The following is a 24,228-nucleotide window of genomic DNA, read 5'->3' as shown; positions in this document are numbered from 1 at the left end:
GCCATACGCTCCCCGGTCATCTGACACCCTGCTAATTCAGGATGCCAGATGATCTGTGGGAGCGAATTCATTCGCGATGCGGTATCTCTGTCGATGGAGATGCGTCGCCTGTACTGGCCTCTCGCGAATGAATTCGCTCCCACAGACTTTGCCCTCGAAATAACATGAATTTCTCTCGCGTCGCTCTCCTTCTATCTCTGCTGCCATCCGCCCACGCCTTCGCCGATACCCCCAACCGCGAAGACGCCCTGAAACTCCCCGACGTGCTCATCAGCGCCAATCGCCAAGTCGAACAGCGCGACGCCAGCACGGCGGCGAACACGGTGTTCACACGAGCCGACATCGAACGCCTGCAACCCACCAGCGTCACTGACCTGCTGAACCGGGTGCCCGGTGTGCAGGTGGCGCAAAGCGGTGGGCGCGGCAGTCTGCCGGGGATTTACATTCGCGGGACCAAGGCCGCGCAGAGTCTGGTGCTGGTCGATGGCCAGCGCATTGCCAACGCCACGTCTGCGGATAGCGCGCTGCAATACCTCAACGTCGACCAGATCGAACGGGTGGAAGTGCTACGCGGTTCACGTTCGGTGGTGTACGGAGCGGATGCCATTGGCGGCGTGATCCAGATCTTCACCCGACGCGGCGCCGAACAAGGCCTGCAAGCGCGGTTGCACACGGGTTTCGGCAATCGCGGCACGTCGCAGAACAGTCTGGGGCTGTCCGGCGGCGATGAGCGCACCCATTTCAACCTGAGTACCAGCCTTGACGAGACCAACGGCATCGACCGCACCGGCCCGTCCTTCGCCAGTGACGCTGATCACGACGCCTACCGTAATAAGTCCTACAGCCTGAACCTCAGCCACTGGCTGAACGATGACGTGGAAATCGGCGTTAACGTGCTGGATAACAAGGGCAAGACCGAATTCGACAACCCGTTCGGTCTGTTCGACCCGGTCACTTTCAACAGCGTCGGGCAACAGCAGTACAGCGATTTCGAGTTGAGCAGCTTGGGTACGTACCTGGATGCACGGATTAACGAGCGCTGGAAAACCCGTCTCGAAGTGGGCCACAGCGAAAATCGCGAGAAGACTGCCGACAAGCTCAGCGACGATCATTACGTCTTTAACACCTACCGCGATTCGGTGAACTGGCAGAACGACCTGACCCTCGACGACCGCAACAGCCTGATGCTCGGCGCGGACGGGTATGAGGATCGCGTCAACAGCAGCACGGCGTTCGACGAAGACAGCCGCTGGAACCGCGCCGTGTTCGTTCAACACCGCTTCAAAGGCGACGGGTTTTCCACTGAGCTGGGGCTGCGTCACGACAAGAACCAGCAATTCGGCAGCCAGAACACATGGAGCGGCGCGCTGACGATCCCGCTCAACGACGCCAATGACGTGCTTTTTTCCTACACCGAAGGCTTTCGGGCGCCGACGTTCAACGACCTGTATTACCCCGGTTTCAGTAACCCGAACCTCAAGCCCGAGCACTCGAAAAGCTACGAGGTGCAATGGCGCAGCCGGTTGAGCGAGACCCGCAAACTGGAAGCGTCGCTGTACCGTACGGATCTCAAAGACGCCATCGCACTGGATGCCGACTTCACCCCGCAGAACATCGGCTCGGCGCGAATCAACGGATTTGAGGCGTCGCTGGAGCAACAACTGTTCGGCTGGACGGGCAAGCTCGGCGCTTCGATCATCGACCCGGAAGATCGCGACACCGGCCACACCCTCAATCGCCGTGCGCGCCGAACGCTGAACCTGGACCTTGACCGTCAGTTCGACCGTCTCGGCGTTGGCGCAAGTTGGCAGGCGGTGAGCAGCAGCTACAACGACGAGGCCAACACGCAGGACATCGGCGGCTACGCCCTGTTCGGTCTGCGCAGCAGTTGGAAGGCCAGCCGCGACGTGAAGCTGGAATTCAAGCTGGATAACGCGCTCGACAAACGCTACAGCCGCACGCTGTACAGCTTTGACGGCAGCAATTATGGCTATCGCGAAGAAGGCCGGACATGGATGTTCGGCGTGACGTGGACGCCGGAGCTTTAGCTAACGAACAACGCTCCCACGGCCTTCGGGCAGGAGCGAAATTGCGAGATGGCCGTACGCCCTTCGGGCAGAATCAACACTGTGCGTTCAACGGTCGGGCGAGAGGGTTTCGCACAGTTTCTGCACCGCTTCCACCATCTGCCCGCTCGGTCGTTCGATGCCTTTGTCTGGCAACACCACAAAGCGGGCTTTCTGCGAAGGCCAGGCTTTCCACATCGCGAGCTGCGATGTGGAGCCTGCAACGACGACTCCAGGGCTGCGCTGCAAAACGGCTTCGAGGCTGACCTGCGGCGCAGGCTGCTTCAGGTCGTCGAACACATTCTTCGCCCCGCACACCTTCAGCGCATCGCTGATGATCTGCTCGCCGCCCACGGTGTACAACGGCTGATCCCACACCTGATAGAACACACTCACCGGCGTGTCCCGATGATAACGCGTTCTCAGGTCAGTCAATCGCTGACGAAACGCTGTCGCCACTTGCCTCCCCCGCTCCGCACGCCCCAGACGCTCGCCAATCTGCTCGATCTGATCGGCGAGTTGATCCAGCGTGTGAGGCTCGGCGGTGAAAGTGGGAATGCTCAGGCGCTGCAACTGATCACGCTGAGCCGCGCTGACACTCCCCGGCCACAGCAACAACAGATCCGGGCGCAAGCTGAGCAACTGCTCCATTTCCAGCTGCCCGTAGCGGCCCACTGAAGGCAGCGCCGCGACAGCCAAAGGGCGTTCTCCGCCGTCCTGTACGCCCACCAACAGATCGGCAGCGTCCAGTTCAATGACGATTTCAGTCAACGAAGGCGCCAGGCTAATGACCCGCTGGGCAGCGCTGACAGGGCAGGCCGCCAGCAACAGCAGACAGGCGATGAGGCGGCGCATCAGGCCAACTGACGAGGAATGCGATAGAGGTACAGAAGCACGACGCTGGACAGCGCCAATAGCGCCAGTGCCACCGCTTCGAGGTTGGCGAACACGGCCACTGCCGCGATCCACGCAGGCAACCCGGCGGCGAGGAACGCCATGCGCCGGTCGGCCGCAAGCCTGAGCCATGCAGCCGGTTCTTCGGGCGTATCGAGGGCTTTGCCGGTGGAGATCAGCGAACGCTTGTAGACACCGAACGGTTTGAGGCTGACGAACATCGAGGCGATGCCTGCGACGAACAACGGCAAGGCGAAAACCGAAGGACTGTCCGCCTCATCACCACCAAAAAACACACAGACAACGAGCAGCGGCCCCAGCGTCAATGCCAGTTGCCGCCACCACGCCAGCGCCAGACGACGGCGCACGTTGTTCCGTGTCACGCCGGATCGACCTCACTTTGGTGCTCATTGCCCATCATGTGGCCGAGTTTGCCTGCCTTTGTGGCCAGGTACAGTTTGTTGTGCGGGTTGTGGCCAGTGTGCAGCGGGACACGCTCGGCGACGGTAATGCCCATGTCTGTCAGCGCCTTGACCTTGCGTGGATTGTTGGTCATCAGACGCAGCGATTTCACGCCCAGATGCTCCAGCATCGGCAGGCAGATCGCGTAGTCACGCTGATCGGCCGCAAAACCCAGCCGCTCGTTGGCTTCGACCGTATCGGCACCGCCGTCCTGCAATTCATACGCACGAATCTTGTTCATCAGGCCGATACCGCGTCCTTCCTGACGCAAGTACAGCAGAACGCCACGGCCTTCAGAGGCAATGGCACGCAGGGCCGCTTCGAGTTGAGAACCGCAATCGCAACGCTGACTGAACAGCGCGTCGCCGGTGAGGCATTCGGAGTGCACGCGACCCAACACCGGAGCGCCGTCCGATACGTCACCGAGGCTGAGAACGACGTGTTCGCGACCGGTTTCCTCTTCGAGAAAGCCGTTCATTTTGAAAGTGGCAAAAGGGGTAGGCAGCTTGGAAGCCGCGACAAATACGACGGGCACCGTGTGCTCCTGATCAGTATGAGGACTGGAAATTAGCAAGGCGGCATTGTAACAGCAGGTTCCGGCAGACGCTTAGGTCGAATTGTCGGCCATTCAGATCAGGAAGTTTGATCATTGCCCACGCTTCGCCTTGCTGAGACCATCACCCGCTTCGAACGGATAGGGCTGTTTCCAACGTGCGAAGATAGGCCGCAGCTTTCCGGACTGCACCAGTTGTGCCATGCGCTGATCAAACAGGTCTCGTAGGAAACGGCCTCGCGAGTTATCAGCGAAGCTTAAATACAACGGGATGTCGGTCAGATACGTCGTACGAAATCGCTGCGGCTCTCGGGTCTGCTTCAGAATGAAGTCAATTTCCGGCTTGGCGTCGATGTAGAGATCGGCACGGCTGTGGTCCAGCATCGACAGGATGTGCTCACGGCGGGCGACCTCGTTGAAATGCTCGACATGGGGTAAGTACTTCTGGAACTGGTAACCGCGCACCCAGGCCAGTCGGTAACTGCCGAGCGTCTTGAGGGTCGGCGCGGGATTGGAGGCCAGGCCCAGTGCGTAAATCTCATCAGTGTCGTAATGCCATTTCGGGTACAGCGTACCCTCGACCTCGTTCTCGTAGGCCCCGACCCACGCATCCGCTTCGCCCCGCTGCACCAGCCCGACTGCACGGGTGTAGGGTTCGGTGCGCAGCTCGACCTTGATCCCGGCAGGTTCGAACAGTTCGCGCATCAGGTCCCACCCAAGCCCCGTGCCGTTGGCTTCGGTGTAGTCGTTCCAGTGTTCGCTGACCAGAACAATATCGGCGGGTTTCTCCTCAGAAACGTCGGGCAGCGTGTCAGCACGGACAGGATTCGCAGCCACCGCGAAGCCGAGCATCAGCATCGACAGGCACAGCAGCCATTTCATCCCCACGCGACCCATGAACCGTTTCCTATATGACGCCCCACACCCAGACTAGACCCTGCATCGCCAACCACGCAAAAACACCGGCCAGGACATCGTCCAGCATGATGCCGACACCGCCGTGCACGTGTTTGTCGATCCAGTGGATGGGCCACGGTTTGAGGATGTCGAAAAACCGGAACACCAGAAAACCCACCAGCAGCCAGACCCAGCCTTCGGGCACCAGCCACAGGGTGATCCACATGCCGACCATTTCGTCCCAGACGATGCCTTCATGGTCGTGTACGCGCAGATCGTCGGCCACCTTGCCGCACAGCCAGAAGCCGAACAGCATGGTGATGCCGAGCATCAGCCAGTAGCCCCAGTCCGGGAGCATCTGCCACAGCGGAATGAACGGCACGGCGACCATGGAACCCCAGGTCCCCGGCGCCTTGGGCAAGGTGCCGGAGCCGAAACCGAACGCCAGGAAATGCCAGGGATTGGTCCACACCGACGGCGGAACGTTTTCCGCCGGGACCTGATTAGGATGATCTGTCACCGTGTCTCCCGAAAATGTTGGTAACCCCGAGTCAACGGAGTGACGTCCTGCCCCTGTTCGTCGATAAGCGCCACGCCTTGGCCCTCGACCACGCGACCGATCACGAAGACAGGCCAACCCGCATCGACAAGGGTAGCCAGCCATGATGCCGGGAGTGTGAACGCCAGTCTGTAGTCATCGCCCCCACTGAGGGCGGCATTCAACGCTTCGTCTGCGCCGAAAAAGGCCAGCAGCGCGTCAGACATCGGCACCTTGTCCCGCTCGATCAGCAAGCGTACGCCCGATGCCAACGCAATGTGCCCGCAATCAGCGAGCAATCCGTCGGAGATGTCCAGCGCCGAGGTCGCCTTGCCGCGCAACGCCACGCCCAGTTCAAGTTGCGGTTGCGGCGACCAGTAGCGAGCCAGCAAAGCCTGTGTGGTAGACGCCTCGGTGCTGCGCTGGTTCAACACCAGTGGCAGCGCGCCGGCCCCGTCGCCCAATGGCCCGCCAACACACAGCACATCCCCCGGCCGGGCGCCGCCACGCGTCAGCGCCTCGCCCACCGGAACCGAGCCGAACACCGTCACGGTCAGGCTGAGCGGCCCTTTGGTGGTGTCGCCACCAATCAGGCGCATCGAGCAGCCTTGGGCCATTTCATTTAGCCCACGGGCGAACGCTTCCAGCCAAGCGGCGGAAACCTCGGGCAATGTCAGGGCAAGGGTAAAAGCGAGGGGCTTGGCGCCCATGGCGGCCAGATCGCTGGCAGAAACACCGAGGGCACGCTGGCCCAAAAGGAAAGGATCGCAGACGTCGGGGAAGTGCACCCCGGCGACCAGCGTGTCGGTGGACACCGCCAGCTGTTCGCCAGGGGCCACCGACAACAGGGCGCAGTCGTCGCCGATCCCCAATGCAACCCCTTCACCGGGCTGCGCGCAGGGCGCGGCGGCGAAGTAATTGCGGATCAGCTCGAACTCGCCCATGGCGTCAAACGCAGAGGTTCTGGAAATCCAGACGCCTCAGCGCTTGTGAGCCTTCACTTCGGCTTCGCGCAGACGCGGAGCCAGCTTGTCGAGCACGCCGTTGACGAACTTGTGGCCGTCGGTCGAACCGTAGACTTTTGCCAGCTCGATGCCTTCGTTGATAACCACGCGATATGGTACGTCGATACGTTCCATCAGTTCCCAGGTGGACAGGCGCAGAACGGCCAGTTCAACCGGGTCCAGCTCGTCGATACTCAGGTCCAGGCATGGCGCCAGCGCGGTGTCGATCTGGTCTTTTTTCGTCGGGACCCCATGCAGGATTTCGCGGAAGTAAGCACCGTCGACGTCGCTGAAATCGTTGTCGACGCGGAACTGCGCTTCGATTTCGTTCAGTGACTGCTTGGCCATATGCAATTGGTACAACGCTTGAGTCGCCAATTGACGGGCAGCACGGCGCTTTTCGCTTTTCGATGGCTTGCCGGCGTCCGCTGGGCGCGGATCGCGTGGGTTGAAGCGATCGCTGTCGTCGTTAATCACTTGGCCTCCAACTGCGCCAACAGGCTGACCATCTCGATGGCGGACAGGGCAGCTTCCGCGCCTTTGTTACCGGCCTTGGTGCCGGAACGCTCGATGGCTTGTTCGATGGAGTCGACGGTCAGCACACCAAAGGCGACCGGCACACCGAATTCCATGGAGACTTGGGCCAGGCCCTTGGTGCATTCGCCTGCGACGTATTCGAAGTGCGGGGTGCCGCCACGAATGACAGCGCCCAGAGCGATGATGGCGGAGAACTCGCTGCGTTGAGCGACTTTCTGCACGACCAGCGGGATTTCGAACGCGCCCGGTGCACGGATGATGGTGATGTCGCTTTCGCTCACGCCATGGCGAACCAGGGCATCAACGGCACCGCTCACCAGGCTTTCCACGACGAAGCTGTTAAAGCGGCCAACCACCAGGGCATAGCGACCTTGGGGGGCGATGAAGGTACCTTCGATGGTCTTCAGGGTCATTCGGCTGAGTCTCGTGTTTCGTATTAAAGAGCAAGAAAGCGCGCATCAGGCGCGCGCTTTCAGGGATTTTAGGCCACGAATCGATCACTGCGGGCATAAAAGCCCGCCGGTGTTATTCGGAGGGCACGTATTCTACAACTTCCAGATCGAAACCGGATATCGCGTTGAACTTCATTGGCGAACTCATCAGGCGCATTTTGCGTACGCCCAGGTCGCGAAGGATCTGCGAACCGGCACCCACTGTGCTGTAGGTGGTCGGTGTTTTCACCGGCGCAGCGCCCGCAGTTTCCCGCACATGGGCCAGCACGGCTTCGCCGTCGAGCGGGTGACCGAGCAGCAGCACCACGCCGCTGCCGGCCTCGGCAACTGCGGCCATGGCGGCGCGCAGGCTCCAGCGACCGGGTTGTTTGACCATCAGCAGGTCACGCAGCGGGTCCATGTTGTGAACGCGCACCAGCGTCGGCTCTTCTGCGCAAATCTTGCCCAGGGTCAGCGCCAGGTGAACGTCGCCCTCGACCGAATCACGGTAGGTGACGAGGTTGAAGTGGCCCTGTTCGGTGTCGAGCGGCTGCTCGGCAATCCGCTGAACGGTACGTTCGTGGATCATCCGGTAATGGATCAGGTCGGCGATGGTGCCGATCTTGATGTTGTGTTCGGCCGCGAAGGCTTCGAGTTCAGCGCGACGGGACATGGTGCCGTCGTCGTTCATCACTTCGCAGATCACGCCGGTCGGCTCGAAACCGGCCATGCGCGCCAGGTCGCACGCGGCTTCGGTGTGACCGGCGCGTGACAGCGTGCCACCGGCTTGCGCCATCAGCGGGAAAATGTGGCCGGGGCTGACGATGTCATCGGCCTTGGCGTCCTTCGCGGCAGCGGCCTGCACGGTGCGCGCGCGGTCGGCGGCGGAGATGCCAGTGGTCACGCCTTCGGCGGCTTCGATGGAAACGGTGAACTTGGTGCCGAAACCTGAGCCGTTGCGCGGTGCCATCAACGGCAATTTCAGGGTTTCGCAGCGCTCGCGGGTCATCGGCATGCAGATCAGGCCGCGGGCATAACGCGCCATGAAGTTGATGTGCTCGGCCTTGACGCACTCGGAGGCCATGATCAGATCGCCTTCGTTCTCGCGGTCTTCGTCATCCATGAGGATGACCATCTTGCCTTGGCGAATGTCTTCAACCAGTTCTTCGATGCTATTGAGCGCCACGCGGCACCCCCTTCATTCAGGATTTGAGGTAGCCGTTGGCGGCCAGAAAGCTTTCAGTAATGGTGCCGCCCTGCGCGGGCGTCGGGTCGGCGGCCTTGTCACCGAGCAGCAAGCGCTCCAGGTAACGCGCCAGCAGGTCCACTTCGAGGTTGATCTTACGGCCCGGACGGTAGTCGCCCATGATGGTTTCGGCCAGCGTGTGCGGCACGATGGTCAGTTCGAATTCAGCGCCATTGACGGCGTTCACGGTCAGGCTGGTGCCATCGACGGTGATCGAACCTTTGTGCGAGATGTACTTGGCCAACTCGCGAGGGGCGCGCATGCGGAACTGGATCGCACGGGCGTTTTCTTCGCGGGACAGCACTTCGCCGACGCCGTCGACGTGGCCGCTGACCAAATGGCCGCCCAGTCGGGTGGTCGGGGTCAGGGCTTTTTCCAGGTTGACCCGGCTGCCGGTTTTCAGGTCGATGAACGCAGTGACGTCCAGGGTTTCGCGGCTGACGTCAGCCCAGAAACCGTCGCCCGGCAGTTCAACGGCGGTCAGGCAGACGCCGTTTACCGCAATGCTGTCGCCAAGCTTGACGTCGGAAAGGTCGAGTTTGCCGGTCTCAACATAAACGCGGACATCGCCGCCTTTCGGAGTCAGGGCGCGGATGCTGCCGATGGATTCGATGATGCCGGTAAACATGGGTCCTCCAGGAGAACAGAGCCAGCGTTAAGACGATGGCGGGGGATTATACGCTCGGGCCGTGCGCAGGTATCGCAATGACTCGCCAGTCATTGCCCACGGCGCGCATTTCGACGATTTTCAGCTCCAGTGCCTCACTCATCTGCGCCAGCGGCAGGTCCAGCAAAGGCCGTGCGGAAGAGCCCATGAACTTGCCCGCCATGAAAATCTGGAATTCATCGACCAGCCCGAGCCGGGTGAACGCGCCTGCCAGCTTCGGCCCGGCCTCAACGAGCACGTCGTTGACCCCGCGCCCGGCCAGTTCGACCAGCAGCTTGCGCAGATCGACATGGCCGCCACTGCTCGGCAGTGCGAGCAGTTCGTGGCCCTGATCCTGGTAACGCCCGCGCGCCGAAGCAGCGGCACAGGTCGCGACCAGCGCGTTGCCCGCCTGAAAAAACGGCGCGTCAAGGGGCACTCGCAGGCGACCATCGACCAACACGCGCAACGGCGGACGGGCCACGGCCAGTGCGGTCAGCTCAGCATTGAGGCCCAGTTCGTCCGGGCGCACGTTCAGGCGGGCGTCGTCGGCCAGCACTGTGTCGGCGCCAGTCAGGACCACGCTGGATTCCGCCCGCAGACGCTGCACTGCCGAGCGCGCTTCCGGCCCGGTGATCCATTGGCTCTCGCCGCTGGCCATCGCCGTGCGGCCGTCAAGGCTCATCGCCAGCTTGACCCGCACGTACGGCAGGCCATGTTCCATGCGTTTGAGGAAGCCCTTGTTAATTGCCCGCGCCTCGCCCTCCAGCACGCCGCTCTGCACGGCGATACCGGCGCTCATCAGACGCAACAGGCCGCGTCCGGCGACATCGGGATTGGGGTCTTGCATCGCTGCGACCACGCGACCGACACCTGCGTTGACCAGCGCATCGGCGCACGGCGGGGTGCGTCCGTGATGGCTGCAGGGTTCGAGGGTGACGTAGGCGGTGGCGCCTTTGGCTTTGTCGCCCGCCTGCCGGAGCGCGTGGACTTCCGCATGAGGCTCTCCCGCACGCACGTGCCAGCCTTCGCCTACAACCTCGCCGTCACGCACGATCACGCAGCCCACACGAGGGTTGGGGTGGGTCGAGTAGACGCCCTTGCGCGCCAGTTCCAGCGCCCGCACCATGTAAAAGGCGTCGAGCACGCTTTGCTCTGTAGAGGACATGCTCACTCTTTTACCGGCTCGCGGGCCAGTCGGTCGATTTCTTCGCGGAATTCGTTGAGGTCCTGAAAACGCCGATACACCGACGCAAACCGGATGTAGGCCACCTCGTCGAGTTTTTGCAGCTCGCCCATCACCAGCTCACCGACGATCAGCGATTTGACCTCGCGCTCACCGGTGGCGCGCAGCTTGCTCTTGATGTGGGCCAGGGCCGCTTCCAGTCGTTCGACGCTTACGGGGCGCTTCTCCAGCGCACGCTGCATGCCAGCGCGCAGTTTTTCTTCATCGAAGGGCTGACGGCTGCCGTCCTGCTTGATCAGACGAGGCAGAACGAGTTCGGCGGTTTCGAACGTGGTGAAACGTTCTTCGCAGGCGACGCATTCACGGCGGCGGCGAACTTGGTCGCCTTCGGCAACGAGGCGCGAGTCAATGACTTTGGTGTCGTTGGCACCGCAAAAGGGACAGTGCATGGTGGCAGGCAACAAAAAAAGGGAGGGCCATGGTAGCGCATCCCGCCCGCAAGACAAGTCTCGGGGTTTGAGGTATACAGACGCGCATTCGGTGCAGCGAAATCGGTCAGCCTCGGCGATACTGCGTCTTTCCACCCGTATTCTGTTTTTGCTGGAGCTGTTCATGTCGCTACGTTCGCTTGCTGTCATCAGCCTGCTCGGTCTGCTTGCCGCCTGTAGCTCCACTGAGCCCCCCAAGCCTGCCGCACCCGCCAAACCGGCGCCCAACGCGATCAAGTTGCCGGAGGGCCCTGGGCCACTGCTGCCGTATCAGCGCGAAATCAGCGGTCAATTGCTGGGCGTGCCCGCTGGGGCGGAGGTCGAGTTGGCGTTGCTGGTCATTGACGAGCGCAATCGCCCGCAGAAATTGCTGAGCAGCACCAAGCTCACCGGCAACAATCAGTCGCTGCCGTTTCAACTGCGCTTCAACCCGGAGGCGTTTCCACAGGGTGCGCGGGTTGAGCTGCGCGGTCGGGCCAGCCAATCCGGCCAGTTGATCCTGCACCTGCCATCGGTGTTGATCGCCAGGCCTGAGACCCAATCGGTCGGTCAGCTGCAACTCTTCAAGATGCCATGACGCCACCGGCTCATCTGCAAGCGGCATTGAGCGAACTGCTGGGCGATGCCCGTTTGGTTGCTGAGCCATTGCCGGGCACAGACCTGAAACTGTGGCTGATCGACGCGGACAACATGGACCGCGCCTTCAACCCGGACGAAACCCGCCGCATTCTGGAAGACCCGCCTTACTGGAGTTTCTGCTGGGCCAGCGGCTTGGCGCTGGCGCGTTTTCTGGCGGAACACCCGGAATGGGTCGAGGGCAAGCGTTTGCTGGATTTCGGTGCAGGTTCGGGTGTGGCAGGGATTGCGGCGGTGAAGGCCGGAGCGCTGGAAGTGGTGGCCTGTGATCTTGACCCTATTGCCATTGAGGCATGCCAGGCCAATGCGCAGCTCAACGGTGTGACGCTGAGCTATTCAACGGACTTCTTCGCCGAGGAAGACCGCTTCGATCTGATTCTGGTGGCCGACGTGTTGTACGACCGCGCCAACCTGCCCCTACTGGATCAGTTTTTGAGCCGTGGCAAGCAAGCGCTGGTGGCTGATTCGCGGGTGAGGGATTTTCAGCATCCGGCTTACCAACGTCTCGGCATCCTCGACGCGCTGACCCTGCCGGATCTGGCCGAGCCTTGGGAGTTTCGCAAGGTGAGTCTGTATCACGCCCGGAGATGATCACCGTCTTGTAGGAGCGCGGCTTGTCCCGCGACCGGCGGGAACCCGTCGTGAAACCTGCGCACGCGATACATCTGATACACGGTGGTTCTTGATTTTACGACGACTGCGTCGCCGATCGCGGGACAAGCCACGCTCCTACAGATCCCGCGCATGCCTGACTGGTATCTGCTGTCGCGCTTCCGACAATCTCCCCAGCCCTTTATAGTTGCCGCCATTAAGCCTTATTTTCGGGACTTGCGATGAGCCAGGACACGCCGTACATCTTCGATGCGACCACTGCCACTTTCGATCAGTTGGTCATCGAGAATTCCTTTCACAAGCCTGTGCTGGTGGATTTCTGGGCCGAGTGGTGCGCGCCGTGCAAGGTGCTGATGCCGCTGCTGAAACAGATCGCCGAGAGCTATCAGGGCGAACTGCTGCTGGCCAAGGTCGATTGCGATGCCGAGCAGGACATCGTCGGCCGTTTCGGTATTCGCAGCCTGCCGACCGTGGTGCTGTTCAAGGATGGCCAGCCGGTGGACGGGTTTGCCGGTGCGCAGCCTGAATCCGAAATCCGCAAGTTGCTCGAACCTCATGTGAAGCTGCCGCCACCGGCTGCTGCTGATCCGCTGGAAACCGCTCAGGCGATGTTCGCCGAGAGTCACTTCGCGGAAGCCGAGGCGGTGCTGCAAACCATCCTCACTGAAGACAACACCAACGCGGCCGCGCTGATTCTGTACGCCCGCTGCCTGGCTGAGCGCGGTGAACTGACCGAAGCCCGTGCCGTGCTGGACGCCGTGAAAGGCGATGACCACAAGGCCGCATTGGCCGGTGCAAAGGCTCAACTGACGTTCCTCGGCGAAGCGAAAACCCTGCCGGACGCCGCCGACCTGAAAACCCGTCTGGCGCAAAACCCGCAGGACGACGAAGCGGCGTACCAGCTGGCGATCCAGCAACTCTCTCGCCAGCAATACGATGCAGCCCTGGACGGTTTGCTCAAGCTGTTCACTCGCAACCGCAGCTACAACGAAGGCCAGCCGCACAAGACGCTGCTGCAGGTGTTCGACCTGCTGGGCAACGATCATCCGCTGGTCACGACCTATCGTCGCAAGTTGTTCGCTGCGTTGTACTAACCTCGCACCTCAGCACTTCCCTCTGTAGGAGCGAATTTATTCGCGAAAAGCCAGTACATCCCGCCCATATCCGTCGTATGTACGAATTTCGCGAATGAATTCGCTCCCACAGGTGAGGAGCGTCGGCGCCGAGTATTACTCCACCCAGTGATACTCCGGCGCATCGCCATGACTTTCGACTCTGACGCTGGAACTGTGGCGCATGCGCACCATCAGGCGCTTGCCTGCTGCCGTACTTCCCGCCAAACCCTCCAACTGCCCCAGCAGATCCGGCCCGCTCATGTGCCCGGCCTTGCGCAGCAAATCCTGCGCGATGTCCCAAACAGCGTCGTTGCGGCTGGCTGGAGGTTTGGCAGCCGTCGCGCTGTCCGGCTTTTGCTCTGCCAATTGCACGCCCAGTTGAATACCCAACTTTGCCCAATCGCTGTCGTCCATTTCCACAGTCAGGTCCACCGGCAAATCGCCGACGGTTCCACGGATTCTCAGCATGGTGTGTGTCCTCTGGTTTTCTGCGGGGCATGGTCCCACAGGACCTGAAGCGTTGCACCCACCCCTGTAGGAGTGAGCTTGCTCGCGATTGCGGTCTACTGGCATTTATGTATCAGCGAGAACGCTATCGCGAGCAAGCTCACTCCTACAGTTATCTGCAACGCTTGAAAAAGTTAAGAAACGCTACGAAACATTGTTATAAGATCACATAACAAATTTCGACCCCCTCCCGGAGCCCTCCTCATGCGTCGTCTGCTACTCGCTTTGCCCTTCGCGCTGCTTCCCCTGTCCATCGCCCACGCCGCTGACGAGCATGACCACGATCATGAACACGGCAGCCTCGGCGCGCATGTGCACGGTGTGGCGCGTCTGGACATGGCGCTGGATGGCCGCACGCTGGAGCTGGAACTGGACAGCCCTGCGATGAACATCGTCGGGTTCGAACACCCTGCCACCACGGACGCCGACAAGATGAAACTGGCGCTCGCCCGGGAAACCTTGCTCAAGCCTCACGGCCTGTTCAGCATTCCGGAAGCCGCAGGCTGCACCGTTACGAAAGCCAAGCTCGAAAGCCCGCTGTTCGGTGACAAGGACGACGATCATGACGACGGTGATGCGGACGAGCATGAACACGAACACAGCGAGATTCACGGCCATTACCAGTTCACATGCAGCGTGCCTGCCGTGCTGAACAAATTCGACCTGACGCAACTGTTCCAGAGCTTCCCCGCCACCCAGACCATTCAGGTCCAGCTGGTGACGCCGAAACGTCAGATGGGCGCCGAAGTGCGTCCCAGCAACCCGGTCGTCAAGTTCTAAACCTGCGCCTGCACCTGCGACCGGGGTTTTCCCGGCCGTTCACTTTCCAACGTGACTCAGGCCATGACTCAAGCACTTATTGAACTGTCCGAACTGGGCTTCGCCTGGCCAGGACACGCGCCGCTGCTGGACATCCCGGCCTTCCGCTTGGAACCGGGCGAAACGCTGTTTCTCAAAGGCCCCAGCGGCAGCGGGAAGACCACCTTGCTCGGCCTGCTCGGCGGCGTGCAGAAACCCAATCGCGGCAGCATTCGCCTGCTCGGCCAGGAGTTGACGCAGCTTTCGGCAGGCGCCCGCGACCGCTTTCGTGTCGATCACACCGGCTACATTTTTCAGCAGTTCAACCTGCTGCCGTTTCTCTCGGTGCGGGAAAACGTCGAACTGCCCTGCCACTTTTCAAAGCTGCGTGCCCAGCGTGCAACTCAACGCCATGGCAGCGTCGATAAAGCTGCCGCCACGCTGCTCGCGCACCTGGGCTTGAAAGACCCGCAACTGCTCGAACGTCGTGCCGATTCGCTGTCCATCGGCCAGCAACAACGGGTCGCTGCCGCACGGGCCTTGATTGGCCAACCTGAGCTGGTGATCGCCGACGAGCCGACCTCGGCGCTGGACGCCGACGCTCGCGAGGCGTTCATTCAACTGCTGTTCGCCGAATGCCGCGAGGCGGGTGCCAGCCTGTTGTTCGTCAGCCATGACCAGAGCCTGGCGCCGCTGTTCGACCGCAACCTGTCGCTGGCCGAACTCAACCGCGCCGCCGTCGCCCCCGAGGTTTGAGATGTATCTTCTTCGCCTGGCGCTGGCCAGTCTTGCCAACCGCCGCTTCACCGCGTTTCTCACGGCCTTCGCCATCGCCCTGTCGGTCTGCCTGCTGCTGGCCGTGGAACGGGTGCGCACCGAAGCCCGCGCCAGCTTTGCCAGCACCATCAGCGGCACAGACCTGATCGTCGGCGCACGTTCCGGCTCGGTGAACCTGCTGCTGTATTCGGTGTTCCGCATCGGTGACGCCACCAACAACATCCGCTGGGACAGCTTCCAGCACTTCGCCAACAGCAAGCAGGTGAAGTGGGCGATCCCGATTTCCCTCGGCGACAGCCATCGCGGCTATCGAGTGATGGGCACCAACGAATCGTATTTCGAGCATTACCAGTACGGGCGCCAGCAGCACCTGGAAATGGCCGAGGGCCGACCGTTCGCCACCGACCCGTTCGAAGTGGTGCTGGGGGCCGAAGTCGCCAACGCGCTGCATTACAAGCTCGGCGACAAGCTGGTGCTGGCCCATGGCGTGGCGGTGGTAAGCCTCGTCAAACACGATGACAAGCCGTTCACCGTGGTCGGGATTCTCAAGCGCACCGGCACGCCCGTGGACCGTACGCTGCACATCAGTCTTGGCGGCATGGAGGCGATCCACATCGACTGGCACAACGGCGTGCCCGCTCAAGGAGCAGGTCGGATCAGCGCGGATCAGGCACGCAACATGGACCTCACGCCCACGGCCATCACCGCGTTCATGCTCGGGCTGAACAGCAAGATTTCCACCTTCGCGCTGCAACGAGAGATCAATGATTTCCGTGGCGAGCCGATGCTGGCGATCCTGCCGGGCGTGGCGTTGCAGGAGTTGTGGAGCCTGATGGGCACCGCTGAAAAGGCGTTGTTCGTGATCTCGCTGTTCGTGGTGCTGACCGGTCTGATCGGCATGCTGACCGCGATTCTCACCAGCCTCAACGAGCGCCGTAGGGAGATGGCGATCCTGCGTTCGGTGGGCGCACGTCCCTGGCATGTCGCGAGCCTGTTGATCCTCGAAGCCTTTGCGCTGGCCTTCGCCGGGGCGGTCAGTGGTCTGGCGCTGCTGTACATCGGCATCGCGTCGGCTCAGGGTTACGTGCAGGCCAATTACGGTCTGTACTTGCCACTGTCGCTGCCGACTGCGTATGAATGGACGCTGCTGGGGGGCATCCTCGGCGCTGCGCTGCTGATGGGCGTCGTGCCGGCCTGGCGCGCCTATCGCCAGTCGCTGGCGGACGGTCTGTCGATTCGCTTATGAGGACGTTGTGATGCGCAGGTTGTGGGTGTTGTTGTCGTTGCTGGTCGCCACGTCGTCGTGGGCGCAAGACCTGCGGGTTTTAACATGGCAGGAGATGATCCCGGCCGATGCGCCACCGGTAAAACTGGTCACGGCGCCGATCCACGACCTGTCGAAGATGGCGGATACCCTGGCGATGGAATCCGCCCCCGCCGCCCACCAACTGGCGCCCCACGCCCCGGTGGTGAAATCCCTCGACGGGCAAATGGTGCGCTTGCCGGGGTACATCGTGCCGCTGGAAGTGAGTGAAGAAGGCCGCGTGACGGAGTTTCTGCTGGTGCCGTACTTCGGCGCCTGCATCCACGTCCCGCCCCCGCCGCCGAACCAGATCGTCCACGTCACCAGCGAATTGGGCGTGAAAGTCGACGAGCTCTACCAGCCGTACTGGATCGAAGGCCCGATGCAGGTCAAATCCACTACCAGCGAACTGGCAGATGCCGGGTACCAGATGGAAGCGGACAAGATCCTGATCTACGAGCTGCCGGATCAGTGATTGTCCCCCTGCGTGTAGGAGCGTGGCTTGTCCCGCGATGGACGACGGAGTCGTCCTAAAACCTGAATACGCGTTAATCCTGAAGCACCGTGCTTGGAGAATCTGCGACTGCTTTGCAGCCGATCGCGGGACAAGCCACGCTCCTACAAATTCGTCCATTGTCCGATCGATCAACTTTTCATTGAGCTGCATCAAAAACCCGAATCTGTACTGTTCGTAACATGGGGGCATCCCTTTTCAATGCCCTTCTGGAGCCCCCATGAACAAGTCCCTGCTCGGCGCATCCGTCCTTGCGCTCGCCCTGTGTACCCCGGTCGTCGCCGACGCCCATGAGGCGGGCGATTTCATCGTGCGCGCGGGCGCGGCGCGGGTGGTGCCCAACGAAGACAGCGGCAACCTGAAGCTCGACGGCGCCAAGGTCGCGGGCACCAAGGCAACCGCTGACAACTCGACCCAACTGGGCCTGACCTTCGCCTACATGCTCACCGATCATGTCGGTCTGGAACTGCTGGCCGCGACACCGTTCAGCCACACCATCGGCGTCAAAGGCCTCGGTCCCGGGCTCGACGGCAAGCTGGCAGACGTGAAACAACTGCCGCCTACCCTGTCGCTGCAGTACTACCCGATGGAAGCGTCGTCGAAATTCCAGCCCTACGTCGGTGTCGGTCTGAACTACACCAAGTTCTTCGACACCGACCTTGCCGGTGATCGCAAGGATCAGGGCTTCAGCAATCTGAAACTCAAGGACTCGGTCGGGCTGGCCGGTCAGATCGGCATGGACTACATGCTGACCGACAAGATCATGCTGAACGCGTCGGTCTGGTACATCGACATCGACACCAAAGCCAGTGTCGACGGGCCATCGGCCCTGAGCGTCGGCAAAACCAAAGTGGACGTGGACATCGACCCGTGGGTGTACATGGTAGGTGTGGGTTACAAATTCTGACGCCCCACTGACCTGAAGCAGCGCGCACAAAAAAGGCACCTCATCGGTGCCTTTTTGCTGCCTGCGATTCAGCGCCCCAACAACCGCGCCAGCCCGACATTCAGCGGCGTCGGCTCAGGCACTTTGAAGCGTTCGAGCAACCGCTCATTGTCAGCGCGGGAGTGCTTGATGTCCCCCGAGCGCGCAGGCAGGTAGGTCACGGGCGGCAAACTGCCTACCACTTCGCCGAAAGCCGCCAGCAGTTCGTTCAGCGACGTCGTTGCGTTCAGGCCCACGTTGACTGCGCCCTCGCCCACCACCGGTAATTCGAACCCTTGCACCACAAGATCGACCAAGTCTTCGACGTAGAAAAAATCCCGGGTCTGCTCGCCATCGCCAAACACTGAAATCGGCAGGCCCTTCACGGCGCGCTCGGCGAAGATGCTGATCACACCCGAATACGGCGACGACGGGTCCTGACGCGGCCCGAAGATGTTGAAGAAGCGAAACACCACCGGTTCCAGGCCGTGCTGGCGACGATAGAAATCGAAGTAATACTCGCTGGCCAGCTTGTCGGACGCGTAAGGGGTCAGCGGGGCTTTCGCCGTGTCTTCGGTAATTGCCTCGCCTTCGCCGTTGTTGCCGTACACCGCCGCGCTGGACGCGAACACCACACGCTTGATGCCCGCCTGACGCATGGCCTCACAGACGTTCAACGTGCCGATGAAATTGCTCTGATGCGTCCGGACCGGATCGTCCACCGACGCCTGCACCGACGCCACGGCCGCCAGATGCGCAACCGCTTGGCACCCCATCGCCGCGCGCGCCACCAGGGCGGCATCGGCGACATCGCCCTCGATCAATTCGACCCGTGGGTTGTCCAGCGGCAGGTTGCTGCGTTTACCGGCTGACAAATCGTCGAGCACGCGCACGGCGTAACCCTTGGCGAGCAGGGCATCGACCAGGTGCGAACCGATGAAACCGGCGCCGCCGGTGATGAGGACAGGAGCATCAGACATGACGGTAGTAGCGGTCCAATAAGCTGGGCAAACCGGCACGCCATGCGCGGGGCTTGATACCAAAGGTGTGAAGGATTTTCTTGCACGCCAGCACAGCGTTCTGCGGCTCTTCGGCGGCATCCGGGCTGGCGGCGTGGGCCTGGGCGGTCGGCGCCTCGATGGCCAGCGGCTTCATCAACCGGGCTTCGGTGAGAATCGCCTGCCCCAACGCCAAGGGCGTGGTCGCCTCGTGACCGGCGTAGTGATAGGTGCCCCACAGCGGTGCCGCGCAATCCAGCTGTTTCAGCACTGAAATGATCACCCGCGCCGCGTCATCGACCGGCGTCGGATTGCCACGGCGATCATCGGCAAGCAGCAATTCATCAGGGGTTTCAGCACGGCTCAAAAACCGCCCGAGCACGCCCTCGGCGCTGTCATCGAGCAACCAGCCGAAACGCACCAGCACATGTTGTGGGCAGGTCGCGCGCACGCTCTGTTCGATCCGCCACAGCGCCTGGCCACGAGAGCCCAATGGCACGGGTTCGTCTTTCTCGCTGTAGGCGGTCGCGCGCGAGCCATCGAACACCCGGTAGCTGGAAGGTTGAACCAGCACGATGTTGTGATGTTGGCACAGCTCAGCCAGACGCTCGACGGAGCGTTCCTGGGTGTCCAGCCTCTCCGCACTCACGCTCTCCGCCTGAAACCAGTCGAAGTAATAGGCAAGATTGATCAAGGCATCCGGGCGGGTGTCATCGAGCAGTTGCGTCAGGCTTGCCGCGTCCCAACCGTCTTGCGGTGGACGCGGTGCGAGGAAGCCAATGTCCTCCTCGGCACCCAGACGAATCAACGCCTGCCCAAGGGCATTCCCGCCGCCCAACAGCATAAGGCGCATTCGCATAGAGTCAGCAGGCTCGGTCTTGGAATTCAAGTTAGAAAGATAGGTGAAAAAACGGTCGCAAACATAACACGTTGGGCGGGTAAGTCCCAACCCGTGCTCCGCCGACCTCACCGATCACCGGCCCTTGCATCTGCTCGCCTGCGCCCGCATAAATTCATGCATGAATCTTCCCCAGACTCTCGATCCGGTGCTCGACGCCTTTCACCCGGCGGTCAGCGCGTGGTTCAGCCAGACATTTCCCGCCGTGACCGCAGCGCAGGCGCAGGCGTGGCCGCTGATAAAGCGGCGCCAATCGACCCTGATCGCCGCGCCCACCGGTTCAGGCAAGACGCTCACTGCCTTTCTCGCGGTGATCGACGATCTGGTGCATCAGGGCTTGGAGATGGGTGGCCAGCTGCCGGATCAGACCTTCGTGGTCTACGTTTCGCCCCTGAAAGCCCTGTCCAACGACATTCAGATCAACCTGCAAAACCCGTTATCAGGCATCACCGAACAGCTCAAACAGCAAGGGCTGCCAGAGTTGCGCATCCGCACCGCCGTGCGCACCGGGGACACGCAGCAAAAAGAACGCAACGCGATGCGCAAGACCGCGCCGCACATTCTGGTGACCACACCGGAATCGCTGTACGTGTTGCTGGGTTCCGATTCGGGCCGTCGCATGCTCTCGAACACGCAAACGGTGATCGTGGACGAAATCCACGCTATTGCCGCCAGCAAACGCGGCAGTCATCTGGCGCTGAGCCTGGAGCGCTTGCAGGCGCTGTGCGAAAAGCCCTTGCTGCGCATCGGGCTGTCTGCCACGCAAAAGCCCATCGAGCGCGTGTCGCGTTTTCTGGTGGGCAGTGACCCGATCAGTCGGCCGTGTGCCATTGTCGATATCGGCCACGCCCGCCCCCGTGACCTGGCAATTGAAGTGCCGCCCGTGCCGCTGACCGCCGTCATGGCAAACGATGTCTGGCAACTGGTTTATGACCGCCTCGCGGAACTCGCTCGCGAACACCGCACCACGCTAATATTCGTCAACACCAGGCGGCTGGCCGAACGCATGGCTCGCCATTTGAGCGAGCGCCTTGGCAAAGAGGCCGTGGCCGCGCACCACGGCAGCCTCGCCAAAGAGCAGCGCCTGGACGCTGAACAACGGCTCAAGCGCGGCGACCTGCAAGTGCTGATCGCCACGGCCTCGCTGGAGTTAGGCATCGATATCGGCGATGTCGATCTCGTGTGTCAGATCAGCTCGCCCCGCTCTATTGCAGCCTTTCTGCAACGGGTTGGCCGCTCCGGTCACCACGTGGGCGGTACGCCGAAAGGCCGTCTGTTCGCCATTTCTCGCGACGACCTGATCGAATGCGCCGCCTTGCTGGATTGCGTACGTCGCGGCGAACTCGACACGCTGCAGATTCCCCGCGCGCCGCTGGACGTGCTGGCGCAGCAGATCATTGCCGAGGTCAGTTGCCAGGAATGGGGAGAACAGGCGCTGCTCGCGATGTTTCGCAAGGCATCACCCTACGCCGACGTCGATGAGCGGCACTATCAAGCGCTGCTGAGCATGCTGGCCGAAGGCTACAGCGGGCGTCAGGGCGTGCGGGCCGCGTATCTGCATCGCGACGCCGTGACCCACACCCTGCGCGGACGGCGGGGCAGCAAGCTCACGGCGGTCACCAGCGGCGGGACGATCCCGGACAATGCCGACTACAGCGTGATCCTCGAACCCCAGGCGCTGAACATCGGCACGGTCAACGAGGACTTCGCGGTCGAGAGCATCGCGGGCGATATTTTCCAGCTGGGCAACACGTCGTATCGCATTTTGCGCATCGAGTCCGGCCGCGTGCGGGTCGAGGACGCGCAAGGGGTGCCGCCGAACATCCCGTTCTGGCTGGGCGAAGCGCCGGGACGCAGCGATGAGCTGTCGTTTGCCGTGGCCCGCTTGCAGGCTGACATCGATCAGCGGCTCAGCGAACACCCCGGCCAGCTCAGGCCATGCATCGACTGGCTGATGAACACGTTGGGCCTCGGCGCGGACAGTGCCGAACAACTGGTCGAGTACCTGGCGCGAGCGCACGCGGCGTTGGGCGCATTGCCGTCGCAAGACACGCTGGTAATGGAACGTTTCTTCGACGAATCCGGCGGCACGCAATTGGTCATTCATACCCCATTCGGCAGCCGCCTGAACCGTGCGTGGGGATTGGCGCTGCGCAAGCGTTTCTGCCGCACCTTCAACTTCGAATTGCAGGCCGCCGCCAGCGAAGACGCTATCGTGCTGTCGCTCTCGACCAGCCACAGCTTTGCGCTCGACGAAGTCTGGCGCTACCTGCATTCCAGCAGCGCCGAGCATATCCTGGTACAGGCCGTGCTCGATGCCCCGTTGTTCGGCGTGCGTTGGCGCTGGAATGCGGGAGTGGCCCTGGCGTTGCCTCGTTACGCGGGCGGTCGAAAAGTCGCGCCGCAACTGCAACGCATGAAGAGCGAAGACCTCATCGCCACGGTGTTTCCGGATCAGATCGCCTGCCTGGAAAACCTCGTCGGCGAGCGGGACGTCCCCGAGCACCCATTGGTCGAGCAAACGCTGGACGACTGCCTGCACGAAGCCATGGACGCCGAAGGCTGGCTGAATCTGCTCCGCCGCATGGAATCAGGCGACGTGCGCCTGATCGCCCGCGACCTGCCTGCACCCTCCCCGCTGGCGGCGGAAATTCTCAACGCCAAGCCCTACACCTTTCTGGACGACGCGCCCCTTGAAGAGCGCCGCACCCAAGCCGTGCTGAATCGACGCTGGAGCGACCCGGAGTCCGCCGATGACCTGGGAGCGCTCGACGCCGATGCCATCGCCGCGGTGGCCGAAGAAGCCTGGCCGCAGCCGCAAAACATCGACGAAATGCACGAAGCGTTGATGACCTTGGGCTGTGTCAGCGGCCCGGAAGCCCGGGATCAGAAAGACTGGATGAAATGGCTGGAAAGCCTTGCTCGCTCGGGTCGCGCCAGCCGTTTGCAAGTCACGCCCGATCAAGCGTTGTGGATTGCGTTGGAACGCCTCACCTGCCTGCAAACGGTTTATCCCACCGCAGAGATGCACCCGCCATTGGCAGCGCTGACAGGGTTCGACGAGCCGTGGAATGAGGACGACGCGAAAGTCGAGGTCGTTCGCGCACGGCTCAGTGGCTTCGGCCCGATGAGCTTATCCGCCATCGCTGAACCGCTCGCGCTGCCCGAAGCTGACGTCACCCAGGCACTGGCGCAGCTGGAAAACGAAGGGTATGTCCTTCGCGGTCGCTTCAGCCCCGGCGCCCGCGACGAACAATGGTGCGAACGGCATTTGCTGTCGCGCATTCATCGCTACACGGTCAAGCGCCTGCGCCGGGAAATCGAACCGGTGTCGCTGCAGGATTTCATGCGTTTTCTGTTCGACTGGCAGCATTTGTCTCTCTCCACTCAGAGTCAGGGCAAAGCCGCGCTGCCGGAAGTGGTCGATCAACTCGAAGGGTTTTCAGCGGCGGCTGGCGCATGGGACAGCGATATTCTTCCCGCACGACTGAAGGATTATTCCCAGAGCTGGCTGGATGACTTGTGCCGGTCCGGCAAGGTGGTGTGGATGCGTCTGACAAATCGCAACAAGGTCGGCGCCGCTGCGTTGCGCAGCACGCCGATTGTGCTGCTGCCGCGCCCACAGGTCCGGCTGTGGAGCGGCCTGACCGAGCAACCCGCGCCCACCGAATTGTCACTACGGGCGCAACGGGTTCACGAAGTGCTGTCGACCCAAGGCGCGATGTTTTTCGATGAACTCACGACCGAAGCCCATCTGCTGCGCACCGAACTGGAAAACGCGCTTCAGGAATTGGTCGGTGCGGGGTTGGTCAACGCCGGCAGCTTCGCCGGGCTGCGCGCCCTGATCACCCCCGCCAGCAAACGCGCAGCGCACACCAGTCGACGTCATCGCGGGGCGTTCATCGGCGGGATGGACGATGCCGGGCGATGGGCCTTGCTGCGTCGGGCACCCGCCAACGCTTCGCAACGGTTGGACAGCGAAACCCTCGAACACATCGCCATGACCCTGCTGCGCCGCTATGGCGTGGTGTTCTGGCGCCTGTTGGAGCGTGAAGCCGATTGGCTGCCAAGCTGGCGGGAGTTACTGCGCACGTTTCACCGGCTGGAGGCGCGAGGGGATATTCGAGGCGGCCGGTTCATCGCCGGATTGGCGGGCGAGCAATTCGCGCTGCCCGAAGCGATTCCCCTGCTGCGGGA

General features: G+C 62.0%; 24 protein-coding genes and 1 pseudogene. 10 read left to right on the top strand and 15 right to left on the bottom strand.

Features of this window, described 5'->3' with window-relative positions; all coding sequences use genetic code 11:
* Positions 1-164 precede the first annotated feature (164 nt).
* The gene (locus tag GVN17_RS22385) at positions 165-2,048 is read left to right on the top strand and encodes a TonB-dependent receptor domain-containing protein (protein ID WP_166597441.1); all 1,884 of its coding nucleotides are present in this window, start codon (positions 165-167) and stop codon (positions 2,046-2,048) included.
* A gap of 87 nt (positions 2,049-2,135) precedes the next feature.
* On the opposite strand, the gene GVN17_RS22380 is transcribed toward GVN17_RS22385, so the two are convergent.
* From GVN17_RS22380 to nrdR, 12 genes are all read right to left on the bottom strand, one after another.
* The gene (locus GVN17_RS22380) at positions 2,136-2,921 is read right to left on the bottom strand and encodes a cobalamin-binding protein (RefSeq protein ID WP_166597440.1); all 786 of its coding nucleotides are present in this window, start codon (positions 2,919-2,921) and stop codon (positions 2,136-2,138) included.
* Positions 2,921-3,343: an MFS transporter gene (locus tag GVN17_RS22375; RefSeq protein ID WP_166597439.1), complete on the bottom strand. Its 423-nt coding sequence runs from the start codon at positions 3,341-3,343 to the stop codon at positions 2,921-2,923. The genes GVN17_RS22380 and GVN17_RS22375 overlap by 1 nt, the downstream gene beginning before the upstream one ends.
* On the bottom strand, positions 3,340-3,957 hold the full coding sequence (gene ribA, locus GVN17_RS22370; protein ID WP_166597438.1) for a GTP cyclohydrolase II: 618 nt from the start codon (positions 3,955-3,957) through the stop codon (positions 3,340-3,342). The genes GVN17_RS22375 and ribA overlap by 4 nt, the downstream gene beginning before the upstream one ends.
* Positions 3,958-4,068: 111 nt before the next feature.
* A complete protein-coding gene (locus GVN17_RS22365; protein WP_256665340.1) occupies positions 4,069-4,872 on the bottom strand; it encodes an ABC transporter substrate-binding protein in 804 nt (267 codons plus the stop codon).
* Positions 4,873-4,882: 10 nt separating this feature from the next.
* The gene (locus tag GVN17_RS22360; RefSeq protein ID WP_166597437.1) at positions 4,883-5,392 is read right to left on the bottom strand and encodes a phosphatidylglycerophosphatase A; all 510 of its coding nucleotides are present in this window, start codon (positions 5,390-5,392) and stop codon (positions 4,883-4,885) included.
* Positions 5,389-6,354 (bottom strand): thiamine-phosphate kinase, encoded by a 966-nt coding sequence (gene thiL, locus GVN17_RS22355; RefSeq protein WP_166597436.1) that lies wholly within the window; start codon positions 6,352-6,354, stop codon positions 5,389-5,391. Before thiL ends, GVN17_RS22360 begins: the two co-directional genes overlap by 4 nt.
* 36 nt (positions 6,355-6,390) lie before the next feature.
* A complete protein-coding gene (gene nusB, locus GVN17_RS22350; RefSeq protein WP_166597435.1) occupies positions 6,391-6,891 on the bottom strand; it encodes a transcription antitermination factor NusB in 501 nt (166 codons plus the stop codon).
* Complete coding sequence (ribE, locus tag GVN17_RS22345; RefSeq protein WP_074756916.1) at positions 6,888-7,364, bottom strand: 6,7-dimethyl-8-ribityllumazine synthase; 477 nt, start codon at positions 7,362-7,364, stop codon at positions 6,888-6,890. The genes nusB and ribE overlap by 4 nt, the downstream gene beginning before the upstream one ends.
* Positions 7,365-7,476: 112 nt before the next feature.
* Positions 7,477-8,568, bottom strand: a complete 1,092-nt coding sequence (ribBA, locus tag GVN17_RS22340; protein WP_166597434.1) for a bifunctional 3,4-dihydroxy-2-butanone-4-phosphate synthase/GTP cyclohydrolase II — start codon at positions 8,566-8,568, stop codon at positions 7,477-7,479.
* Between the two features lie 16 nt (positions 8,569-8,584).
* Entirely contained in the window at positions 8,585-9,256 is a 672-nt protein-coding gene (locus tag GVN17_RS22335) for a riboflavin synthase (RefSeq protein ID WP_166597433.1), read from the bottom strand.
* Between the two features lie 46 nt (positions 9,257-9,302).
* The gene (ribD, locus tag GVN17_RS22330) at positions 9,303-10,442 is read right to left on the bottom strand and encodes a bifunctional diaminohydroxyphosphoribosylaminopyrimidine deaminase/5-amino-6-(5-phosphoribosylamino)uracil reductase RibD (RefSeq protein ID WP_166597432.1); all 1,140 of its coding nucleotides are present in this window, start codon (positions 10,440-10,442) and stop codon (positions 9,303-9,305) included.
* Positions 10,443-10,444: 2 nt separating this feature from the next.
* The gene (gene nrdR, locus GVN17_RS22325) at positions 10,445-10,909 is read right to left on the bottom strand and encodes a transcriptional regulator NrdR (protein ID WP_065988433.1); all 465 of its coding nucleotides are present in this window, start codon (positions 10,907-10,909) and stop codon (positions 10,445-10,447) included.
* A 163-nt stretch (positions 10,910-11,072) separates the two neighbouring features.
* Here nrdR and GVN17_RS22320 point away from each other — a divergent pair, with 163 nt between their 5' ends.
* The 3 genes from GVN17_RS22320 (at position 11,073) to trxA (ending at position 13,290) form a co-directional block, all read left to right on the top strand.
* Positions 11,073-11,525 carry a YbaY family lipoprotein gene (locus GVN17_RS22320; RefSeq protein WP_166597431.1) on the top strand — a complete coding sequence of 151 codons (453 nt, stop codon included), beginning with the start codon at positions 11,073-11,075 and terminating at the stop codon, positions 11,523-11,525.
* Positions 11,522-12,175, top strand: coding sequence for a methyltransferase (locus GVN17_RS22315; protein ID WP_166597430.1), 654 nt, complete (start codon positions 11,522-11,524; stop codon positions 12,173-12,175). The genes GVN17_RS22320 and GVN17_RS22315 overlap by 4 nt, the downstream gene beginning before the upstream one ends.
* 242 nt (positions 12,176-12,417) lie before the next feature.
* A complete protein-coding gene (trxA, locus tag GVN17_RS22310; protein WP_166597429.1) occupies positions 12,418-13,290 on the top strand; it encodes a thioredoxin in 873 nt (290 codons plus the stop codon).
* Between the two features lie 135 nt (positions 13,291-13,425).
* On the opposite strand, the gene GVN17_RS22305 is transcribed toward trxA, so the two are convergent.
* Entirely contained in the window at positions 13,426-13,779 is a 354-nt protein-coding gene (locus GVN17_RS22305; RefSeq protein ID WP_166597428.1) for a hypothetical protein, read from the bottom strand.
* A 243-nt stretch (positions 13,780-14,022) separates the two neighbouring features.
* Here GVN17_RS22305 and GVN17_RS22300 point away from each other — a divergent pair, with 243 nt between their 5' ends.
* The 5 genes and pseudogenes from GVN17_RS22300 to GVN17_RS22280 all read left to right on the top strand — a co-directional run bounded on the left by GVN17_RS22300 (position 14,023) and on the right by GVN17_RS22280 (position 18,117).
* Positions 14,023-14,598, top strand: coding sequence for a DUF2796 domain-containing protein (locus tag GVN17_RS22300; RefSeq protein WP_166597427.1), 576 nt, complete (start codon positions 14,023-14,025; stop codon positions 14,596-14,598).
* Between the two features lie 63 nt (positions 14,599-14,661).
* A pseudogene (locus GVN17_RS22295) lies at positions 14,662-15,371 on the top strand (ABC transporter ATP-binding protein); the annotation flags it as partial.
* Positions 15,372-15,373: 2 nt separating this feature from the next.
* Complete coding sequence (locus GVN17_RS22290; RefSeq protein WP_166597425.1) at positions 15,374-16,639, top strand: ABC transporter permease; 1,266 nt, start codon at positions 15,374-15,376, stop codon at positions 16,637-16,639.
* Between the two features lie 10 nt (positions 16,640-16,649).
* A complete protein-coding gene (locus tag GVN17_RS22285) occupies positions 16,650-17,171 on the top strand; it encodes a DUF3299 domain-containing protein (protein ID WP_166597424.1) in 522 nt (173 codons plus the stop codon).
* A 259-nt stretch (positions 17,172-17,430) separates the two neighbouring features.
* Positions 17,431-18,117, top strand: coding sequence for an OmpW family outer membrane protein (locus GVN17_RS22280; protein WP_166597423.1), 687 nt, complete (start codon positions 17,431-17,433; stop codon positions 18,115-18,117).
* A 68-nt stretch (positions 18,118-18,185) separates the two neighbouring features.
* Here the strand turns inward: GVN17_RS22280 and GVN17_RS22275 are convergent, their stop codons facing one another.
* Together GVN17_RS22275 and GVN17_RS22270 are read right to left on the bottom strand one after the other, a co-directional pair.
* A complete protein-coding gene (locus GVN17_RS22275; RefSeq protein ID WP_166597422.1) occupies positions 18,186-19,115 on the bottom strand; it encodes an NAD-dependent epimerase/dehydratase family protein in 930 nt (309 codons plus the stop codon).
* Complete coding sequence (locus GVN17_RS22270) at positions 19,108-19,992, bottom strand: sugar nucleotide-binding protein (protein ID WP_166597421.1); 885 nt, start codon at positions 19,990-19,992, stop codon at positions 19,108-19,110. Before GVN17_RS22270 ends, GVN17_RS22275 begins: the two co-directional genes overlap by 8 nt.
* A 160-nt stretch (positions 19,993-20,152) precedes the next feature.
* Between GVN17_RS22270 and GVN17_RS22265 the strand changes: the two genes are divergently transcribed.
* Positions 20,153-24,228 (top strand): DEAD/DEAH box helicase (locus tag GVN17_RS22265; RefSeq protein ID WP_166597420.1); only part of this gene is annotated, 4,076 nt, incomplete at its 3' end.

This window comes from Pseudomonas sp. SLFW (genome assembly GCF_009905615.1).
Lineage (GTDB): Bacteria > Pseudomonadota > Gammaproteobacteria > Pseudomonadales > Pseudomonadaceae > Aquipseudomonas > Aquipseudomonas bambusae.
Note: the sequence above shows the minus strand (reverse complement) of the source record. Positions and strands in the feature narration are given on the sequence as shown.

Bases quoted from the DNA above. Each gene is read 5' to 3' on its own strand.
- GVN17_RS22290 (WP_166597425.1), top strand. From the start codon at position 15,374: ATGTATCTTCTTCGCCTGGCGCTGGCCAGTCTTGCCAACCGCCGCTTC.
- GVN17_RS22270 (WP_166597421.1), bottom strand. From the start codon at position 19,992: ATGCGAATGCGCCTTATGCTGTTGGGCGGCGGGAATGCCCTTGGGCAG.
- trxA (WP_166597429.1), top strand. From the start codon at position 12,418: ATGAGCCAGGACACGCCGTACATCTTCGATGCGACCACTGCCACTTTC.
- GVN17_RS22285 (WP_166597424.1), top strand. From the start codon at position 16,650: ATGCGCAGGTTGTGGGTGTTGTTGTCGTTGCTGGTCGCCACGTCGTCG.
- GVN17_RS22300 (WP_166597427.1), top strand. From the start codon at position 14,023: ATGCGTCGTCTGCTACTCGCTTTGCCCTTCGCGCTGCTTCCCCTGTCC.
- nrdR (WP_065988433.1), bottom strand. From the start codon at position 10,909: ATGCACTGTCCCTTTTGCGGTGCCAACGACACCAAAGTCATTGACTCG.
- GVN17_RS22365 (WP_256665340.1), bottom strand. From the start codon at position 4,872: ATGGGTCGCGTGGGGATGAAATGGCTGCTGTGCCTGTCGATGCTGATG.
- ribD (WP_166597432.1), bottom strand. From the start codon at position 10,442: ATGTCCTCTACAGAGCAAAGCGTGCTCGACGCCTTTTACATGGTGCGG.
- GVN17_RS22280 (WP_166597423.1), top strand. From the start codon at position 17,431: ATGAACAAGTCCCTGCTCGGCGCATCCGTCCTTGCGCTCGCCCTGTGT.
- GVN17_RS22335 (WP_166597433.1), bottom strand. From the start codon at position 9,256: ATGTTTACCGGCATCATCGAATCCATCGGCAGCATCCGCGCCCTGACT.
- GVN17_RS22380 (WP_166597440.1), bottom strand. From the start codon at position 2,921: ATGCGCCGCCTCATCGCCTGTCTGCTGTTGCTGGCGGCCTGCCCTGTC.
- thiL (WP_166597436.1), bottom strand. From the start codon at position 6,354: ATGGGCGAGTTCGAGCTGATCCGCAATTACTTCGCCGCCGCGCCCTGC.
- GVN17_RS22320 (WP_166597431.1), top strand. From the start codon at position 11,073: ATGTCGCTACGTTCGCTTGCTGTCATCAGCCTGCTCGGTCTGCTTGCC.
- GVN17_RS22385 (WP_166597441.1), top strand. From the start codon at position 165: ATGAATTTCTCTCGCGTCGCTCTCCTTCTATCTCTGCTGCCATCCGCC.
- GVN17_RS22275 (WP_166597422.1), bottom strand. From the start codon at position 19,115: ATGTCTGATGCTCCTGTCCTCATCACCGGCGGCGCCGGTTTCATCGGT.
- GVN17_RS22315 (WP_166597430.1), top strand. From the start codon at position 11,522: ATGACGCCACCGGCTCATCTGCAAGCGGCATTGAGCGAACTGCTGGGC.
- ribE (WP_074756916.1), bottom strand. From the start codon at position 7,364: ATGACCCTGAAGACCATCGAAGGTACCTTCATCGCCCCCCAAGGTCGC.
- GVN17_RS22305 (WP_166597428.1), bottom strand. From the start codon at position 13,779: ATGCTGAGAATCCGTGGAACCGTCGGCGATTTGCCGGTGGACCTGACT.